Genomic DNA, 14,652 nt, shown 5'->3' with positions numbered 1-14,652 from the left:
GCACGCGCTTTCCGTCCCCTGCTCCTTATTGAAGCGCTGCTCCGTCCGGTGCCACGCTGACCGGACGAGCGACGAAAGAGGCGACGGATGAGAGCCATGGTCTACCGCGGTCCCTACACGATCCGCGTCGAAGAGAAGCCCATGCCGACGATCGAACACCCGAACGACGCCATCATCCGGGTGACGACGGCGGCCATCTGCGGCTCCGACCTGCACCTATACCACGGGATGATGCCGGACACCCGGATCGGCCACACGTTCGGCCACGAGTTCATCGGCGTGGTCGAGGAGGTGGGCCCCTCGGTGCAGAACCTGAAGCGCGGCGACCGCGTGATGGTGCCCTTCAACGTCTACTGCGGATCCTGCTACTTCTGCGCACGCGGCCTCTACTCCAACTGCCACAATGTCAACCCGAATGCGACGGCAGTTGGTGGCATCTACGGCTACTCGCACACCACGGGCGGGTACGACGGCGGGCAGGCCGAGTTCGTGCGCGTCCCCTTCGCCGATGTGGGACCGGCCATCATCCCGGACTGGATGGACAGCGAGGACGCCGTGCTGCTCACGGACGCCCTCGCGACGGGCTATTTCGGGGCGCAGCTCGGCGACATCGTCGAGGGTGACACCGTGGTGGTCCTCGGTGCCGGACCGGTGGGCCTCTACGCCGCGAAGTCCGCCTGGCTGATGGGCGCGGGGCGCGTGATCGTCGTCGACCACCTCGAGTACCGGCTCGAGAAGGCGCGCACCTTCGCCCACGCCGAGACCTTCAACTTCGCGGAGTACGACGACATCGTGGTCGAGATGAAGAGGACCACGGATTGGCTCGGGGCCGACGTCGTCATCGACGCCGTCGGGGCCGAGGCGGACGGGAACGTCCTCCAGCAGGTCACCGGGACCAAGCTCAAACTGCAGGGCGGTTCGCCGATCGCGCTCAACTGGGCGATCGACGCTGCCCGCAAGGGCGGCACGGTGTCCGTCGTCGGTGCCTACGGGCCCGTCTTCAGCGCCGTGAAGTTCGGGGACGCCCTCAACAAGGGCCTGACGCTGCGCATGAACCAGACACCGGTGAAACGGCAGTGGCCGCGCCTCTTCAGCCATATCCGGAACGGCTTCCTCAAGCCGAACGACATCGTCACCCACCGGATCCCGCTGGAGGACATCGCCGAGGGGTACCACCTGTTCTCGGCCAAGCTCGACAACTGCATCAAGACCCTCGTCATCGCGGACCCCAGCTAGGAGGCACACCATGTCGACGACGCCGTCCACCCCCTACGTCGCGAACAAGCCGAAGGACATCCCCTCCCCGGAGGCTCTCCGGGCGCGCATCCCGGGCTGGGGTGCGGACCTCGACCCGAAGGACCGGCCCTCCTACCCCCGCGAGGTGTACGACCCCGCGGGCACCGGCGCGCACTGGGACTACCCCGAGGAGCAGCAATCGGGCCGGGAGGGCCGGGAGCGTTCGATCGAGCACAGGCAGCTGACGCCGGTCTTCGGCACCAGCGCACCGCTGCACGGCGTCTCCGGCCGGATCCGCCGGTACGCCTACCGCTACAGCGAGGGGCGCGCGGCGCACTGGCTCATCCTGATCGGGGCCGACCGCGTGGATGCCTGGGGGGCGCACCTCCGATCCCTGGTGTCCCTCCGTCCGGACAACCCGGTGACCGAGACAGGGGTCCTGGCGGAAGGACGGTTGCACGGCATCGCGTCGCGCGTCGGGAAGAGGCGCGCCGACGTCAACCACCAGTGGCTCGACCCCGTCATCGTGGGCGGTCCGTGGGTCCTGACGGCGGCAGGAGCCGTGCTGGCGGCGTGGGCGATCCGGCGTCGCGCCCTGCGCTGACGAGGCCGGGGCTCGACGGCGGCCGACGGCAGGAGCGTGATCGACCCAACGGGACACGCCTCAGCGCCGCGGCACCGCGGGTTCCGCGGAGCCCGGCGCAGCGCGCGGGATCCAGTACCAGAGCACGGCAGCACCGAGGAAGCCGAGGGCGGCCGTCGCCCAGATGCCCGCGGACAGGGTCACCAGCGCCGTGACCAGGGACAGGAGTGCGGGTCCGGACATGTTCCCCACATCCGTGAACAGCCGCCAGATGCCGAGGAACTGCGGGCGGCCGGGCGACGGCGAGAAGTCGGCACCGAGCGTCATCACGATGCCCGAACCGATCCCGTTGCCGAACCCGATGAGCAGCGCCACCAGCAGCAGGCCGACGGCGTCCGCGGTGAACGGCAGCAGCGTCAGGGACGTGCCCATGATGAGCATGCACGGCACGGCGATCCAGCGGCGGCCCTTGACGTCCATGATCTTGCCGGACGGGTAGAAGATCAGCATGTCGATGGCGCCCGAGAGACCGTAGATGAGCGCCGTGGACGAGGCGTCCAGCCCGATGCTCTCCGCCCAGAGGGGGAGGACGGCCTGACGGGTCGCCCGCACGGCGGCGATCAGGAGGACACCGATACCGACCGTGACGAAGATCCGGGAGTGGCTGCGCATGACGGACCGCACGGTCGGCGCGGGCGGGGGCGCCAGCGCCGCCTCGACGGGTGACTGCGCGGTGAGGGCCACGCGGCCGGGAGCTCCGAGCTCGGGGACGCGCCAGCTGAGGACCGCGGCCGCGATGCTCGCGCCCCCGCCGACCCAGTAGGCGCCGTCCAGGCCGTACACGCTCATGGCGAGGGCCGCGGCGAAGGGGCCGATGAACACGCCGATGCGCGTCACGCCGCCCAGGGTGGAGAGCGCGCGTGCTCGGAAATGGGCGGGGACGGCCTCCGTGAGGTAGCTCTGCCGGGCGAGGCCGAACACGGCACCGGCCATGCCGACCATGAACACGGCGGCAGCGAAGACCGGGAGGGTCGGTGCAGCGAGCGCCAGGAACATCGCGGCCGCGCACCACAGCGCCGCCCCCACGAGCGCCTTCCGCTCCCCGAAACGGGTGGCGATCAGGGTGGCCGGGACATTCGTGACGAGGGACCCGATCCCGGACAACGTGATGACGAGGGCCGCTGTCGCCACGTCTGCTCCGAGGTCCCGCGCCGTCAGGGCGATGACGGGCAGGATGGCCCCTGTCGCGACCCCGTAGAGCAGCGACGGCCCGTACGCCCCGACGGCGATCGATCGGAGGTCGAAAGTTTCCCTGGGCACCGTTCCACCCTAGTCCGAGGGCCGGCATCGGGCGCGGTCGATGTCCTCGCGACGGCAGACCACCACGAGATCATGGCGACGGAGCGCGACGACGAGGCGGCACGGGGGCGTGAGGACGAGGGGACCGCGGCCCTGGACGGAGTGGACCCGCGGCTCACAGCTTCCCCGCCTACTCGCCGCCGGCGTCACCCGCGTCGGCGCCCGCCCCGAACGAATCCGAGGCCCCGAAGGACGCGGGCAGGCCACCCTGCGGATCACCGTGGCTGGACGTCACGAAGGCGTGCAGGGAGTCACCCGCCCGCAGCACCGAGGCATCCGTGTAGTCGGGAGGGCCCTCCTCCAGGACCAGGGCGGGGAGCGGGGCGCAGGCGATGGCCGTGCCGGCCGCAGCAGGCCACGGCACACGGGTGGCGAGATCGTCGGCCTCCACGGCCGGCGCCGCAGGAAGATCGGGCTGCAAGTCCTGGTCCACGCTTACCTCCTCGTCAGGCACCACTCTCAGGGTGCGCTGTCTCGATGGTCCCGCGTCCAGCGGAGGAGTCAAGGGGTCCCGGCTCCTCGACGAAGGAGGGTGCGCCCGCCCTGCCGGGAGCAATCCGGAGGACGCGGCATGTCAGCGGGCGCGGACATGGCTGGAGGGCAGGGATACCGGGGTCTAGCCGGCCAGGAGGAATCCCGCCCACAGCCCGAGGCCGGCTGCGGCCAGCGCCATCACCGCCGTGCCGAGTCCGGAGAGGACGGCAGCGCGGATCCGACCGGCCTGCACCAGCCGGACGGTCTCATTGCTCGCCGTACTGAAGGTGGTGTAGCCGCCGAGGAATCCGGTCCCGGCGATGAGCGTCCACTCCGGCGGGAGGGCCGCCGCCAGGGCGATCCCGACGAGCAGGCCAAGGAGCAGGGAGCCGGAGATGTTGACGGTCATGGTGCCGACCGGGGCCGCCCCGTGCACGCGCGAGCGGATCGTCCCGTCGAGCACGTAGCGGGCCACGGACCCCAGTCCGCCCGCGAGACCGACGGCCAGCACGACGGCCGCGCTCATCGCCCGGACCCGAGATGGTGCTGTTCACCGGTCGTGCGCCCGCTGTGCCCGACGGCGATGCCGGCCGCCGTCGCCACCAGTCCCACGAGGACCGACACCGCCAGGTAGCCGAGTCCTGCGAGGAGGCGCCCGTCGGACACCAGGAGTGCCGTGTCGACGGCGAGCGCGCTGTAGGTCGTGAACCCACCCAGGAACCCGGTGCCGAGCACGAGCCTCAGCGCCCGGCGCCGTCCCACGTCGGGGCCTCGGCGCGCGAGCGCCTCGAGCAGCACTCCGAGGGCGAACGCGCCGGTGACGTTGATCAGGAGGATACCGAGCGGCAGGCCACCCGGAGCCGGGAGCACCTCGGCCAGGCCGAACCGGGCGAGCGTGCCGGCCGTGCCGCCCACGAAGACCAGCCCCAGGTACCGCAGACGGAGGTGGACCGGGCGCCGCCCGGCGGGAGGCCGGGCAGCGCCCGGTGCGTCGCCGCGATCAGGCAACGTGCCGCGCGAGGAACTCCAGCGTGCGCTGCCAGGCGTCCTCGGCCGGAGCAGCCCGGTAGGCGAAGCGGTTGGAGTCGTTGAAGAAGGCGTGGCCGGCCGCCGGGTAGACGACGGCGGTGAAATCGACCCCGGCGTGCTGCATCGCCGCCTCGAGGGCCGGCAGCTCCTGGAGGAGTCCGTCGTCGTCCTGCCCGTAGAACGCGAGGACGGGCGCCTCGATGCGCCCGAGCTCTTCCGCGGTGAACGTGGCGTGGCCGTAGAACGGCACGCTCGCGAGGAGGCGTGGCTCGTGCACGGCGAGGGAGAAGCTGTACGTCCCCCCGAAGCAGAAGCCGATGACGCCCACGCGCCCGGCCACGTCGGCGTCGTCGAACAGGTGGGAGAAGCAGGCCCGCACGCGCTCGGTCGTGAGGGCGCCGAACTCGGGACTGCCCAGGGGCGCGAGGAGCGCACGCAGCGTCGGCTGCACCTCGTTCCGCGCCTCGTCGTCGGGCCCGGCCAGCGCCTCCCCCAGGCCCAGGGTCTTCTCCTCGGTGATGCCCTGGTCGGCGAGGAGATCGGGCGCGACCACGACATAGCCCTCACGCGCGAAGCGGTCGGCGACATCACGCGTGTGGCCGACGAGCCCCCACACCTCGTGCACGAGCACGAGCCCGCCCCGGACCGGTCCCTCCGGCCGGACGACGTAGGCGGAGACGGTCCCGGAAGGGGTGTCGATGTCCTGGAGAGTGCTCATTCGCCTAGGCTTGCACGCTTCGTGATGCTGCGCCAACCACCCGACCGGTTGTCGGCGATGACGGTGCGGCCGATCTCCCACCGGCATGGGGGCAGGGTGCGATGTCGTCGTCGATGGCCCAGGCGCTCCGCACTGTTCTCTCCCCCCCCTCTCCGGCGGCGACCGTCCCGACGGCGGGACGGGCGGGTCCGGCCGTCGCTCGGCTACGATGGCGCGGGTGTCCAGCACCACCCTGCCCTCGGGGACGACCCTGCGCCTTCTCGTGTCCACGGACGCAGCTGAGCTCGCCGCCGCGTATCGCCGGAACCGCGCGCATCTGGCGCCGTGGGAACCGCTGCGGGAGGAGGGCTTCTTCACCGCCGACGGTCAGGCCGGTGCGGTGGCCGCCCGCCTCGCCGGCCTCGCGTCAGGGACGGACGCGCCCTGGGTCCTCGAGGCGGAGGGCCGGATCGTCGGAACGGTCACCCTCTCCGGGATCGTCCGCGGCTCCTTCCTCAGCGCCCATGTGGGCTACTGGGTGGACGCCGCGCTGCAGGGACGGGGCATCGCGTCGGCGGCACTCCGGGAGGTCCTCACCGTGGCCCGCGACGACCTCGGACTGCACCGCGTGCAGGCATCGGTGCTGCCGCACAACACCGCGTCCCGGGCACTCCTCGACCGGGCCGGCTTCACCCTGATCGGATCGGCGCCGTCCTACCTCCGGATCGCGGGCCGATGGCAGGACCACCTCCTGTACCAGCGCATCCTCCCCTGATCGGGCCCGGCTCCGGACGCCGGTAACGGCCCGTCACAGCGCGCCGAGGGCCTGCGCGATCGGCACGGCGGAAGCGGCCTGATCGGCCCGCCCCCTCGGGCCGGTCCTCCGGGACACGCGGCGCCGGCAGCGCCGCCAGGCGGAACAGCGGGTACCATCGGTGCCACCACCCTCAGTCAACGACGACGGACGCGTGATGGCTTCTAGACTCCTCGTACCACTCGGCCTGCTCAGCACCTCCCTCGGGATCCTCGCGCTCTTCGCGGGCATCCGGGGCTACCCGTTCCTCCTTCTCGCCGCGGGCGGGATGGTCCTGGCGCGCTCCTGTTTCTCCACCGGCGTCCCCGCCGCGATGCGCGCCGACCCTGCGCCCGGTCCGCAGTTCGCCCTGCCAACGGTCCCCGCGTGCCCGCCGGAGCGGCTGTGCGAGGCCAGGACGCTCGCCGCGCGCCTGGCGCGGGCGGCGAGCGAGGACCACGGCCCGGACGCGGGGTGGAGGGCAGCTGCTCCGGACGCGCCGATCGCCGGCAGGGCACGGGTCCTCGCGGACGCTGCGGTGCCGCTGTCCGGCCGGTCGACCCCGTGACGGTGCCCTCGAGCGCAATGCCGTGAGGCGCACGGTGCGGTGGGTCGGGGCGTCATGAGACGCGTGCTGATCCTCGGTGGCACGGCCTGGCTCGGCAGGGAGCTCGCGGCGCGGTTCCTCGACGAGGGCGACGAGGTGACCTGCCTGGCGCGCGGCACGGCGGGGCCGCCACCGGCAGGAGCCGTCCTCATTGCAGCCGACCGCGCGGATCCCGCCGCCTACCAGGCCGTCGCCTCCGAGGACTGGGACGAGGTCGTCGAGATCTCGTGGGACGTGCAGCACGTCTCCGGCGCCCTGGCCGCCCTGGCCGAGCGCGCCGCCCACTGGACGCTGGTGTCCTCGTGCTCGGTGTACGCCTCGAACACGCAGCCCGGGGCGGACGAAGCCGCCGCCCTCGTCGACGTCGGGGTCGGGGCTGATCCCACGGACTACGCCACGGCGAAGGTCATGTGCGAGCAGGAATCGCGCAGGGTCCTCGGAGAACGGCTGTTCACCGTCCGCGCGGGGCTGATCGCCGGTCCCGGCGACGGCAGCGACCGTTTCGGCTACTGGGTATCGCGCTTCGCCCTGGCGGGCGACGGCGCCGTGCTGGCACCCACCCTCGCCGGCCGCTTCGTCCAGGTCGTCGATGTCCGGGACCTCGCGGCGTGGACCGTCGATGCCGGCCGTGCGGGGACCACGGGATCGATCAACGCGGTGGGCGAGGAGACCTCCTTCGGCGACATGCTGGGCCAGGCGCGCTCGGTCGCGGGACATACCGGTGCCGTCGTCGAGGCGCCGTCGGACTGGCTGCTGGAACAGGGCGTGACCCACTGGGCGGGCCCGCGATCGCTCCCGCTCTGGCTGCCCGAGGACTTCTCCGGCTTCAGCCGGCGCAGCAACGCCGCCTTCAGGGCTGCGGGAGGAACCCTGCGGGACCTTCGGCGGACCCTCGAGGACACGCTCGACGACGAGCGCGCGCGGAAACTGACGCGCCACCGGCGATCAGGTCTGACGCGCCGGGAGGAACTCGACCTGCTGCGCTCGCTCGAGGAGCGCCCGCGCGTCCTCGGCCGGTAGCCCTCGACCCGGCTCACCGGGCGGACGGAGCAGGGCCAGGCCGTGTCCTGCCGGCGAAGGCCTCCCCCGGCGACACGACGGCCACGGATGTCGGCCCTGCCGTCGAGCCATCCCGGCGCTGTGAAGTTGCTGTGCATCCGCCGGTCGGACCGCAGGACGGGGAACACCGCGCGGGAACCTCCCGTTGGACGGTGTGTCCCCTCTCGTGAAAGGCACGTCGCTGCGCATCCTCCTCATCGGTATCGACGGCTCCGGCAAGAGCACGGCAGCGCACGAGCTGGAGCGGGCCCTCGTGCGCCGGGGGCAGGACGCCGCCGTCTTCAGGAACCCGGCCGGCCGCCGGACAATGGCCGGCTGGTGGGCCCGGCTCGGACACGTACCGGGTCCGCGTGTCCTCGACGCACTCGAGACGGTCGCCCGGGTGGTCAACGTCCTGCGCAACGAGATGCGGATGCGGACCTACGACGGCGTCGCCGTACTGGACCGGGGCCTCGAATGCCAACTGGCGCTCCGCGCGGCCCGGGGCCTGCCGCGCGGCGTGATGGTGCCCTGGCTCCTCGGCCTGCTCCCCGCCGCGGACGTCGTCGCCTTCGTCGACGTCCCGGTCGGCGTGGCCGTCGACCGCGTGAGGCTCCGCGCCACCGACGAGGAGGACCCGGCGGACCTGGCGGCACTGGAGGCCGGGTACCGTGCCCTGCCCGAGTTCGCCTCGTTCACGGCCGTCGACGCATCGCGGTCCCTGCCCGATGTGCTCGACGACCTGCTCGCGCTCGTCGACGGCGGAAGCGCCGCATCCGGGAGCGACCGCCGGCTCGCGGTCTCACGCACTCCGTAGGGATCCGCCCGGCGCCGCCGGCTAGAGCGCGCTGATTGTCCAGCCCGTCCGGTGCGTCTGCCCGGGCTCGAGCACCACGAGGTCCTCGCCGGAGTTAAAGGCCTCCGGCGGGCAGGTCATGGGTTCGACGGCGAGACCGAGGCGCGTGCTCTCGGGCTTCTTCGGGAGGTCCGCGGTGTGGATCTGGACCCAGGGGCAGCTCCCGTCCCACGTCATCGCCGCCCCCGTCCCATCGGCAGGGTCCATGAGGCGCACGGTCGCGAGCCCCGCGGCGTCACGCTGGATCCCGGTGAACGCGTGGTCGATCTGCACGTCCCCGAGGGCGTGCGCCGAGCGGAAGTCGAAGGGCGTCCCGTCCACGTCCTCCCTGCCGACGGGCAGGAGGCGGTCGGGAGTCACGGTCAGCACCGTCGCGGCGGGGAGTTCGAGCACCCAGTCATCGAGCGCGGAGGTGCCCGCGACAAGGTACGGGTGGGGGCAGACCCCGTAAGGGGCCCGGCCGGATCCCGTGTTCAGCGCGGTGACCTCGGTCCGGAAGCCGTCCGGGCCGATGCCGAAGCGCGCGTGCAGCGCGACGGTGAAGGGGTACGCCTCGCTCGGCTCGATGGTGCAGCCGAGCGTCACGCTGGAGGCCGTGTGCTCCACGAGCGTCCAGGGGATGTCGAAGACGAGTCCGTGGAGGGCCGTGCCCCGCTCGGGTTCGTTGATCGGCAGTTCGTGATCGACGCCGTCGAACGTGTAGCGCCCGTCGGCGATCCGGTTGGGCCAGGGAGCCACGAAGGCGCCGCGGAAGTTGGGCATGTCCTCGTCGGGGCCGAAGCCGACCACGAGGGGGCGGCCCTCGAACGTCAGTTCACGGACGGCGGCACCGAGACCGAGGACGACGGCCGCATAGCCGTCGCCCTCGATCCTGTATTCGGGGTGGTTCATGCGAGGGCTACGGCCGTCCATGACACGGGTGGCAGCGTGACGGTGACGGCGCCGCCGTCGAGCGTCGCCGTGGTGTTGGGCTTCATGGTCACGCGCTCGGGCTCCTCGAGAGTGTTCTTGGCATACACGTCCGTATCGTACAGCGACTCGGCGCTGACGCCGGTGAAGCCCTCGAGGGCCGCGATGTCGATCGTCACGATGATCTCCTCGGTCTGTGAGCGGTTGACCAGGAAGACGGCGGCGGTACCTGCGGCGTCGTCGTGCGTCGCCACGGCGTCCACGAGCGGGACGACGCCGTACTCGGCGCTCTCGTACGTGCCGGCGTCCAGCTTCAGTTCGAGGACGGAGCCCTGCGCCAGGCGTGAGGTGATGGCGAACGGGTAGAAGGTCGTCTGGCGCCACGCCGGGCCGTCCGGCTCCGTCATGATCGGCGCGATCACGTTCACGAGCTGCGCCAGCGACGCCGACGTCACGCGGTCCGCGTGCTTGAGCAGCGAGATCATCAGGTTGCCGAACACGACGGCGTCCGCCACCGAGTAGCAGTCCTCCAGCAGGCGCGGGGCGACCGGCCAGTTGTCGAGGCCCTGGATCTTGTCGACGTTCTCGAAGCGGCTGATGTACCAGACGTTCCACTCGTCGAAGGAGATGTTGATGGTCTTCGAGCTGCCGCGGACGGCCTTCACGTGGTCGGCGGTGGCGACCACCGATTCGATGAAGTGGTCCATGTCCACGGCGGAGGCGAGGAACGAGGCGAGGTCGCCGTTCTTCTCCTCGTAGTAGGCGTGGCAGGAGATGTAGTCGACGTCGTCGTACGTGTGCGAGAGGACCACGCGCTCCCACTCGCCGAAGGTCGGCATGTGGGCGCTGGAGGATCCGCAGGCCACGAGCTGGATCGACGGATCGAGCTGGCGCATGGCCTTGGCGGTGCGGGAGGCGAGCTTGCCGTAGTCCTCCGCGGAGCGGTGCCCGAGCTGCCAGGGACCGTCCATCTCGTTGCCGAGGCACCAGATCTTCACGTCGAACGGGTCGGGCCGCCCGTCGGCCATGCGCTGGTCGGCGAGTGCCGTGCCCTTGGGCAGGTTCGCGTATTCGAGCAGTTCGAGGGCCTCGAGCGTGCCGCGCGTCCCGAGGTTCACCGCGAGCATGAGGTCGCTGCCCACCTTCCGCAGCCAGGAGGCGAACTCGTGCATGCCGACCTGGTTCGTCTCCGTGGAGTGCCACGCGAGATCGAGGCGCGTGGGGCGCTCCTCGCGCGGGCCCACGCTGTCCTCCCAGCGGAAACCGGAGACGAAGTTGCCGCCCGGGTAGCGGATGGTCGAGACACCCATCTCCCTGACCAGTTCGACGACGTCCTGGCGGAAGCCCTCGTCGTCGGCCGTGGCGTGGCCGGGCTCGTAGATGCCGTCGTACACGTGGCGGCCGAGGTGTTCGACGAAGCCGCCGAAGATGTTGCGGTTGATCGGCCCGACCGTGAAGTGGGGGTCGAGGGTGAGGCGTGCGTTCTGCATCGAACTACTTTCTGCGCGGTGTCATGGGTCGGTGGGGGCGGGTGCCCGGGCTACTTGAGTGAGCCCAGGGACAGTCCGCCCTGCCAGTACTTCTGGAGGGACAGGAAGGCGATGATCAGCGGGATGATCGAGATGAAGGCACCCGTGGTGATGAGGTTCCACAGCGCCTCGCCGCCGCTGCCGGCGTTTGAGAGGGCGGTCCAGCCGTTGAGTCCCACCGTGACGGGGAGCAGCAGCGGGTCGCTGAGGACCGCGAGCGGCAGGAAGAAGTTGTTCCAGGTGCCGACGACGGAGAGCAGGAGCACCGTGACGATGGCCGGGCGGAGCAGCGGCAGCGCGATGGTGAAGAACGTCCGGAGTTCCCCCGCCCCGTCGATCCGTGCGGCATCGAGCAGTTCGTCCGGCACCGCCTCCTGGGCGAAGACCCGCATGAGGTAGACGCCGAAGGGGCTGAGGAGCGACGGGAGGATGACGGCCCAGATGGTGTTGACGAGGCCCACTTCGCTGAGCAGGACGAACGTCGGGATGACGAGCGCCGTCAGCGGGACCATGACCGCGCCCAGGAGGACGCCGAAGAAGGCGCCCCGGCCGCGGAACCTGTACTTGGCGAAGCCGTAGCCGGCGAGGACCGCGAGGACCGTCGCTCCCACACCACCGGAGATCGCATACAGGAACGAGTTGCCGAGCCACCGCCAGTAGATGCCGTTCTGGCGGTCGAACAGGCCCTGCACGTTGTCGACGAAGTGGAACTCGTCGTCGAACCACAGTGGTCCGCCCGAGCCGCTGAAGAGGCCGGCGGTGTCCTTGGTGCTCGCGACGGTCAGCCACCAGATGGGGGTGATGAAGTAGATGACGAGGATGAGCAGGAAGATGTGCGAGCCGATGCGAGGTCCGCCGCTGCGGGCCCTGGTGCGCGACGCCGCGCTCCGGCCCCTGCCGCCCTGCTGCTTCGGATCGAGCGTGTCGGTGACGAGTGCCATGGCTTATTTCAGTCCGCTCTGCTTGCGGGTCAGGAAGAGGAAGAAGAAGGAGAACACGAAGACCACGATGCCGAGGGCGAAGGAGATGGCCGAGGCGTAGTTGAACTGGCTGTAGGAGAAGGCCAGCGAGAACGCGTACATGTTCGGTGTGTAGTCCGTGGGGATGGCACCCTGCGCCACCCCCCGCAGCACCTGTGGTTCGGTGAAGAACTGGAGGGTCCCGATCAGCGCGAAGATCACCACCATCACGAGCGACGAGGAGATCATCGGCACCTTGATGCGCGTGGCGATCTGCCGGTCCGAGGCGCCGTCGAGCACGGCCGCCTCGTAGATGCCGGGGTCGATGCCCCGCAGTGCCGCGTAGATGATGATCATGTAGTAGCCGGCCCACTGCCAGGTGACGATGTTCACGAGGCTGCCGAAGATGCTGTCCTGCGCGAGGAAGTTCGGCGCCTCGGCCCCGAACAGGGCGAAGACCGTACTCGCGGGACCGAAGCGCGGGCTGTAGAGGAAGCCCCACATGAGCGCGCCGATGACCACTGGCACGGCATAGGGGATGAAGATCATCAGCCGGGAGAACTTCGACGCCCAGGTGGCCAGGTTGTCGAGGACGAGCGCGGCGATCAGCGCCACGATCATCTGCGCCGGGATCATGATGAGCCCGAACTTCGCGACCGTGAGCAGTCCGTCGAGGAAGAGCGGATCGGTGAAGGCCTTGGCGTAGTTCGCGAATCCCACGAATCTGTCGCCGGTGGCGAGCGTGCTCGTGAACAGGCTCATCCGGAAGGCGAAGACGAGCGGGAGGACCAGGAAGGTCAGGAAGATCAGGGCGAAGGGTGCGACGAACAGCCATCCCCAGCGTTGGCGGCGCCGGTAGTTCCTGTCCGGTCGGTGCTTGACCTGCTGGTGTGCCTCGGCGCGGTGTGACGACGTCGGCGCGGTGGTCGTGGCCATGGTGGTCTTTCCTCGGGGATCGGAACGGATGTGGGGTGGAGGTCTCCGCGGGGACCGGGACGCAGGGTGCCCGTCCTGGAGCGGGCACCCTGCCGGCAGGCTACGTGAGCGTGAAGCCCTGCTCGGTGGCGTACTGCTCGAGCGAGGCCTGCAGGTCGTCGAGTGCCTGGCTCGCGTCCTTCTCGCCCTGGACCATCGCGTAGATCTGCACCGTCAGCTGGTCGTAGGCGTAGTTCTGGAAGGGGCTGAACGTGGCGCCCTCGTAGCCGGCAGCGGCGTCGAGGAACACGTCCTTGTTGATCTGCTGCCCGCCGAAGAACTCGTACTCCTTGGTGGCGAACTCGTCGGATTCCAGGACCGGCGCGTAGGAGGGGAACAGGGCGCCCGCGTCGACGCCGAGGTTCATGCCTTCCTCGTTCCCGAAGATGCCCATGGCCACCTTCGCGGCGAGCTCCTTGTCGGAGGCCTGCTCGGTCACCGCGAAGGTCGAGCCGCCCCAGTTGACCTGCACCGGGTTCGCAGCGTCCCACTGCGGAAGCGGCGCTGCACGCCAGACCGCGGTCGGGTCGGCGTCCGAGAGACCCTGCAGGTACCCGGGCCCCCAGGCCGCCGCGAGATACACGGCGTAGGAACCGTCGACCAGCTTGGTGTTGTAGTCGGCGGTGAAGGCGTCATCGGTGGCCACGAGACCGTCCTTGACGAGTCCCTCCCAGTACTCGAGCACCTTCTTGGCGCCGTCGTCGTTCACGGTGATGCCGATCTCCTGCGGGTTCGCGGAGTCGTACTCGAACGGGACGGACCCTGCCTGGGCGAAGAGCGCCTGGTTGAACGCGCGGCCGTTGGTCGGGAAGTCGGCCATGACCGCGCCGTCGCCCGAGTCCTTCAGGGTCTGCGCGGCCGCCTCGAACTCCTCCCAGGTGGTCGGCACCTCGATGCCCGCGGCGTCGAAGATGTCCTGGCGGTAGAGCATGCCCATGGGTCCGCCGTCGACCGGGATCGCGTACACGGCGTCGCCGCTCGATGCGTCCTCCCAGGCACCCTCGGCGTAGTCCCCCTCGACGTCGTTCGCGCCGAACTCGGTCAGGTCCACGAGGGCGTCGCGGATGGTGAAGCTGGAGAGGACCTCGGACTCGAGCTGGATGACGTCCGGGGCACCGGATCCGGACTCGATCGACGTCGAGAACTTCGTGTACTCGTCATTGCCCTGACCTGCGTTCGTCCAGCAGATCTGGACGTCGTCATTGGCGTTGTTGAAGGTGTCGACCACCTGGTCGAAACCGGGGTACCAGGCCCAGACGGTCACCTGGGGAGCCTCGGCGTTGACGACGGTGTTGGTGCAGGAGGCCGCTTCGGAGCCCCCTACTCCGCCGCCGGATTCCCCTCCGGAGCAGCCGGTCAGTGCTACGGCGGTGGCGGCGGCGATGCCGACCGATGCCAGGAACGTGGCTTTCATATCGTGTGCTTCCTCTCGCGGTGGCGTTCCACCGTGGCCAGCCCGTGGGCGGCCGGTCCAGGTGCTGCAGGGAGGAGGATCACCGGGGCACCCGGATGGCGTGCCCGCTCGAATCTTCCTTGATCCGGTTCCCGTCCTCCTGCGCGCCGACCTCCGGTGGAGAGGTGTGGAGCAGGTCTCGGTTCCGTCGTTTA

General features: G+C 70.4%; 16 protein-coding genes. 6 read left to right on the top strand and 10 right to left on the bottom strand.

Annotation, left to right across the window (positions count from 1 at the left end):
* Positions 1-87 precede the first annotated feature (87 nt).
* Together ACTIMO_RS15250 and ACTIMO_RS15245 are read left to right on the top strand one after the other, a co-directional pair.
* A complete protein-coding gene (locus ACTIMO_RS15250) occupies positions 88-1,236 on the top strand; it encodes a zinc-dependent alcohol dehydrogenase (protein WP_448182941.1) in 1,149 nt (382 codons plus the stop codon).
* Between the two features lie 10 nt (positions 1,237-1,246).
* Positions 1,247-1,840 (top strand): hypothetical protein, encoded by a 594-nt coding sequence (locus ACTIMO_RS15245; RefSeq protein WP_448182940.1) that lies wholly within the window; start codon positions 1,247-1,249, stop codon positions 1,838-1,840.
* Between the two features lie 60 nt (positions 1,841-1,900).
* On the opposite strand, the gene ACTIMO_RS15240 is transcribed toward ACTIMO_RS15245, so the two are convergent.
* The 5 genes from ACTIMO_RS15240 to ACTIMO_RS15220 form a co-directional block, all read right to left on the bottom strand.
* A complete protein-coding gene (locus tag ACTIMO_RS15240) occupies positions 1,901-3,139 on the bottom strand; it encodes an MFS transporter (protein WP_448182939.1) in 1,239 nt (412 codons plus the stop codon).
* 169 nt (positions 3,140-3,308) lie between these two features.
* Complete coding sequence (locus tag ACTIMO_RS15235; RefSeq protein WP_055767707.1) at positions 3,309-3,611, bottom strand: hypothetical protein; 303 nt, start codon at positions 3,609-3,611, stop codon at positions 3,309-3,311.
* Positions 3,612-3,794: 183 nt separating this feature from the next.
* The gene (crcB, locus tag ACTIMO_RS15230) at positions 3,795-4,178 is read right to left on the bottom strand and encodes a fluoride efflux transporter CrcB (protein ID WP_055767703.1); all 384 of its coding nucleotides are present in this window, start codon (positions 4,176-4,178) and stop codon (positions 3,795-3,797) included.
* Positions 4,175-4,660, bottom strand: a complete 486-nt coding sequence (locus ACTIMO_RS15225; RefSeq protein WP_448182938.1) for a fluoride efflux transporter FluC — start codon at positions 4,658-4,660, stop codon at positions 4,175-4,177. The genes crcB and ACTIMO_RS15225 overlap by 4 nt, the downstream gene beginning before the upstream one ends.
* Entirely contained in the window at positions 4,653-5,399 is a 747-nt protein-coding gene (locus ACTIMO_RS15220; protein ID WP_448182937.1) for a dienelactone hydrolase family protein, read from the bottom strand. Before ACTIMO_RS15220 ends, ACTIMO_RS15225 begins: the two co-directional genes overlap by 8 nt.
* Positions 5,400-5,607: 208 nt before the next feature.
* Here ACTIMO_RS15220 and ACTIMO_RS15215 point away from each other — a divergent pair, with 208 nt between their 5' ends.
* The 4 genes from ACTIMO_RS15215 (at position 5,608) to ACTIMO_RS15200 (ending at position 8,633) form a co-directional block, all read left to right on the top strand.
* Entirely contained in the window at positions 5,608-6,153 is a 546-nt protein-coding gene (locus tag ACTIMO_RS15215; protein WP_448182936.1) for a GNAT family N-acetyltransferase, read from the top strand.
* A 196-nt stretch (positions 6,154-6,349) separates the two neighbouring features.
* Positions 6,350-6,739, top strand: coding sequence for a hypothetical protein (locus ACTIMO_RS15210; RefSeq protein WP_448182935.1), 390 nt, complete (start codon positions 6,350-6,352; stop codon positions 6,737-6,739).
* 54 nt (positions 6,740-6,793) lie between these two features.
* Entirely contained in the window at positions 6,794-7,798 is a 1,005-nt protein-coding gene (locus ACTIMO_RS15205) for an NAD-dependent epimerase/dehydratase family protein (protein WP_448182934.1), read from the top strand.
* A gap of 193 nt (positions 7,799-7,991) precedes the next feature.
* Complete coding sequence (locus tag ACTIMO_RS15200; RefSeq protein WP_082471242.1) at positions 7,992-8,633, top strand: hypothetical protein; 642 nt, start codon at positions 7,992-7,994, stop codon at positions 8,631-8,633.
* 21 nt (positions 8,634-8,654) lie between these two features.
* Here the strand turns inward: ACTIMO_RS15200 and ACTIMO_RS15195 are convergent, their stop codons facing one another.
* From ACTIMO_RS15195 to ACTIMO_RS15175, 5 genes are all read right to left on the bottom strand, one after another.
* On the bottom strand, positions 8,655-9,563 hold the full coding sequence (locus ACTIMO_RS15195; protein ID WP_448182933.1) for an aldose 1-epimerase family protein: 909 nt from the start codon (positions 9,561-9,563) through the stop codon (positions 8,655-8,657).
* The gene (gene arfA / locus ACTIMO_RS15190; RefSeq protein ID WP_448182932.1) at positions 9,560-11,071 is read right to left on the bottom strand and encodes an arabinosylfuranosidase ArfA; all 1,512 of its coding nucleotides are present in this window, start codon (positions 11,069-11,071) and stop codon (positions 9,560-9,562) included. Before arfA ends, ACTIMO_RS15195 begins: the two co-directional genes overlap by 4 nt.
* Before the next feature lie 50 nt (positions 11,072-11,121).
* Positions 11,122-12,051 (bottom strand): carbohydrate ABC transporter permease, encoded by a 930-nt coding sequence (locus ACTIMO_RS15185; RefSeq protein WP_422390546.1) that lies wholly within the window; start codon positions 12,049-12,051, stop codon positions 11,122-11,124.
* 3 nt (positions 12,052-12,054) lie between these two features.
* Positions 12,055-13,005 (bottom strand): carbohydrate ABC transporter permease, encoded by a 951-nt coding sequence (locus tag ACTIMO_RS15180; RefSeq protein WP_055767669.1) that lies wholly within the window; start codon positions 13,003-13,005, stop codon positions 12,055-12,057.
* Positions 13,006-13,105: 100 nt separating this feature from the next.
* Positions 13,106-14,458: an ABC transporter substrate-binding protein gene (locus ACTIMO_RS15175; RefSeq protein ID WP_448182931.1), complete on the bottom strand. Its 1,353-nt coding sequence runs from the start codon at positions 14,456-14,458 to the stop codon at positions 13,106-13,108.
* Positions 14,459-14,652 lie beyond the last annotated feature (194 nt).

It is taken from the genome of Arthrobacter sp. CP30 (genome assembly GCF_053470025.1).
The sequence above is the reverse complement of the archived record's forward strand: the minus strand, read 5'-3'. Positions and strand labels throughout refer to the sequence as shown.

Coding starts and splice junctions, on each gene's coding strand:
- ACTIMO_RS15215 (WP_448182936.1), top strand. CDS start 5,608: ATGGCGCGGGTGTCCAGCACCACCCTGCCCTCGGGGACGACCCTGCGC.
- crcB (WP_055767703.1), bottom strand. CDS start 4,178: ATGAGCGCGGCCGTCGTGCTGGCCGTCGGTCTCGCGGGCGGACTGGGG.
- ACTIMO_RS15245 (WP_448182940.1), top strand. CDS start 1,247: ATGTCGACGACGCCGTCCACCCCCTACGTCGCGAACAAGCCGAAGGAC.
- ACTIMO_RS15195 (WP_448182933.1), bottom strand. CDS start 9,563: ATGAACCACCCCGAATACAGGATCGAGGGCGACGGCTATGCGGCCGTC.
- ACTIMO_RS15180 (WP_055767669.1), bottom strand. CDS start 13,005: ATGGCCACGACCACCGCGCCGACGTCGTCACACCGCGCCGAGGCACAC.
- ACTIMO_RS15175 (WP_448182931.1), bottom strand. CDS start 14,458: ATGAAAGCCACGTTCCTGGCATCGGTCGGCATCGCCGCCGCCACCGCC.
- arfA (WP_448182932.1), bottom strand. CDS start 11,071: ATGCAGAACGCACGCCTCACCCTCGACCCCCACTTCACGGTCGGGCCG.
- ACTIMO_RS15185 (WP_422390546.1), bottom strand. CDS start 12,051: ATGGCACTCGTCACCGACACGCTCGATCCGAAGCAGCAGGGCGGCAGG.
- ACTIMO_RS15210 (WP_448182935.1), top strand. CDS start 6,350: ATGGCTTCTAGACTCCTCGTACCACTCGGCCTGCTCAGCACCTCCCTC.
- ACTIMO_RS15220 (WP_448182937.1), bottom strand. CDS start 5,399: ATGAGCACTCTCCAGGACATCGACACCCCTTCCGGGACCGTCTCCGCC.
- ACTIMO_RS15250 (WP_448182941.1), top strand. CDS start 88: ATGAGAGCCATGGTCTACCGCGGTCCCTACACGATCCGCGTCGAAGAG.
- ACTIMO_RS15205 (WP_448182934.1), top strand. CDS start 6,794: ATGAGACGCGTGCTGATCCTCGGTGGCACGGCCTGGCTCGGCAGGGAG.